At 69.1% G+C, this 204-nt stretch carries 1 pseudogene; it reads left to right on the top strand.

Annotated features, from left to right (window positions below):
- Positions 1-204: pseudogene (locus tag AWT75_RS21915) on the top strand (hypothetical protein); the annotation flags it as partial.

Genomic DNA, 204 nt, shown 5'->3' on the forward strand with positions numbered 1-204 from the left:
CCAACCGCCTGCTGGTGCAGGACGCATCTACGATGCCTTTGCCGCCAGACTCGCCGCTGCCGTGGCCGCGTTACAGGTTGGCCCGGCCAGTGAGCCCGGCATGCACCAACCGCCTGCTGGTGCAGGACGCATCTACGATGCCTTTGCCGCCAGACTCGCCGCTGCCGTGGCCGCGTTACAGGTTGGCCCGGCCAGTGAGCCCGG

This window comes from Aquitalea pelogenes, assembly GCF_001515305.1.
Lineage (GTDB): Bacteria > Pseudomonadota > Gammaproteobacteria > Burkholderiales > Chromobacteriaceae > Aquitalea > Aquitalea pelogenes.